This is a genomic window from Streptococcus sp. DD10, from assembly GCF_001578805.1.
Classification (GTDB): Bacteria; Bacillota; Bacilli; order Lactobacillales; family Streptococcaceae; genus Streptococcus.
Window position 1 is genome coordinate 661412 of record NZ_KQ969157.1, and the last position, 1999, is coordinate 663410.

General features: G+C 38.3%; 5 protein-coding genes. All 5 read right to left on the reverse strand.

From position 1 onward, the window contains the following. Window positions 1-27: 27 nt before the first annotated feature. Entirely contained in the window at window positions 28-309 is a 282-nt protein-coding gene (locus STRDD10_RS02960; RefSeq protein WP_067192975.1) for a hypothetical protein, read from the reverse strand. Next, complete coding sequence (locus STRDD10_RS02965; protein WP_067192977.1) at window positions 306-623, reverse strand: phage head-tail connector protein; 318 nt, start codon at window positions 621-623, stop codon at window positions 306-308. The genes STRDD10_RS02960 and STRDD10_RS02965 overlap by 4 nt, the downstream gene beginning before the upstream one ends. Before the next feature lie 4 nt (window positions 624-627). Further along, window positions 628-783, reverse strand: coding sequence for a Rho termination factor N-terminal domain-containing protein (locus tag STRDD10_RS10385; protein ID WP_082782025.1), 156 nt, complete (start codon window positions 781-783; stop codon window positions 628-630). Beyond that, window positions 783-1625: a N4-gp56 family major capsid protein gene (locus STRDD10_RS02970; RefSeq protein WP_067192979.1), complete on the reverse strand. Its 843-nt coding sequence runs from the start codon at window positions 1623-1625 to the stop codon at window positions 783-785. Before STRDD10_RS02970 ends, STRDD10_RS10385 begins: the two co-directional genes overlap by 1 nt. 6 nt (window positions 1626-1631) lie before the next feature. After that, window positions 1632-1999 (reverse strand): capsid assembly scaffolding protein Gp46 family protein (locus STRDD10_RS11455; protein WP_156468570.1); only part of this gene is annotated, 368 nt, incomplete at its 5' end.

Below are 1999 nucleotides of genomic sequence, written 5' to 3' on the forward strand. Positions count from 1 at the left end.
CACTCCCGCCAAGGCTTTCGTCCCTTTCTAAAAAATAAACTTTACCGTTTTGCTTTTCAGCCGTAGCAAGATAAATTTTCCTAGATAACGGATTTTCTCGAAGCAGAAAGATGGCTTTCTTTGTAAATAAACCATCTTTCTTCCTGATTTAAAAGAACCATAAACCATTTCTTGGCGAGACAAGCTCATATCCATCACAAAAGCTGGAACTGTCTGAAAAACCTCATTACCTCCTACATATTCCCCAATTTCAGGGTCGTATCGTTCTTCTGATACACAAATCAAATCTACACGCTCGCCATATCTCATAACATTTTAAATCCTGCTTGAAAATCACTAGAAAAGTGTTGCTTGATAATCCTGTCATACTCTAAAAAATCATCTAGTGCAAACCCCACGCTTAAACCTTCCACATTTTGCGAAGTCATTCCCTCCGAGCCAATTCTATTGAATCGTTTAATCATAACTTCAACAATGATATAAGCAAGGTTTTTCGGGATAATGTCCTGCTTAGAATATGCTTTAAAATGCGACTCCGTGAGTTCTTGAATAACCTCCAAAAGTTCATCTTGCAAATCATCAGAAATACCTAACAGGGTCTTGACTTGCTCGATAATCGTCATGTCCTTACTCCTTCAACGATTTTATTAAAGTCTCTTTATCAAGAGTAGAATATCCCTCAACACCTTTTTCTTTCGCCATCGCTTTCAATTCTTTGATTGTCTTATCAGCTAAATCAGTAATTTCTTCTTTAACATAATGACGTCGTAGCAACATTCCCATCAGCCGTTTCCTCCGAATTTAACGATTTTCGTAGGGTCATAAAGGTACACACCGTAATGTTCGTCACCAGTGATTACGGTAGTTTTCTTCAAAATATCACGATCTGTTTCAATCGCAACATCACGTTTGAGATTGATAACAAATGCACCGTATTTAGCTACATCGTCCGTGTCAGTTTCATCAGCTGAAACTTTAACAAGAAAACCTTTTCCTTTTGTAACTTTATTAGAACGAACAATCTGAACGCCACGAGTTTCCCCAAAAGTACCAGATACAACCGTATTCGCTCCGATTTCTGTTCCTGAAATCCATTCTTTAACAGTATTAGCTCGTAAATCAATCGCATCAGCTGGATTAATAATGGCTACATAACGTGCATCATCTTCATCTGCAAAAACTGCAAGTGCTTTATCAAGTGCAGCTCCTGTCGTAGGAGCATCATCTACGTATTGCGTTGCTTTAGCTGCTTCTACAACAAGGTCATTATCAACCTTATTTGCGATAGCAAGAGCAATTTGATGAGTAGCTTGGCCAATCGGGTCACCAAAACCAGAAAGGACAGCTTCATCTGTTAATTCAATTCCTTTACCAGCCTTTTTAATCGTCATTGTTGATTTAGAGGTGGTAAGTTGGTCTGGTTCGATTGCCACACCTTCTGCAATGTCTTTAGCATCACCAGAATATTCCCAACGTGGGACTGTCAAAGTGTTCCCCGGTTGTCCGACAAGTTCACGCTCAACATAAGCAAGTGATGTAAACTTGATAAGTTTCGGAAGTTTCGCTGAAACCATATCTGCCATAACTTCCGGATTAATCATTTGCGCAACTTTTGTTTGTGTCATTTTTTATTATCCTTTCGCTAATTGTGCGTATAATTCTGGATTATTTTGAAGCAGTTCATTACGGCTCTTATAACCCATTCGACTAAATTGCTCTTTGGTAATTCCGCCAGTAGTTGACTGTTCAACTTTTTTAGGCGTTTTCCCTTTGAGCATTTCACTGACCTTCTTGTCAGCAAGATTATTCACAAGTGTTGTGAATTTGTTTACAGTTTCCTGCGTATTCTCAGCGCTATCTTTAACAACAAAATCAAGAATTTCATCAGTTGCCACAATTCCAGCTTCAGAAAGCATTTTAGACGCTTCTTTTTCAAGACCGCTTCGATTGATTTTTGCTTCTAATTCAGCAATATATTCAGCTTGTTTATTAGCTTCAT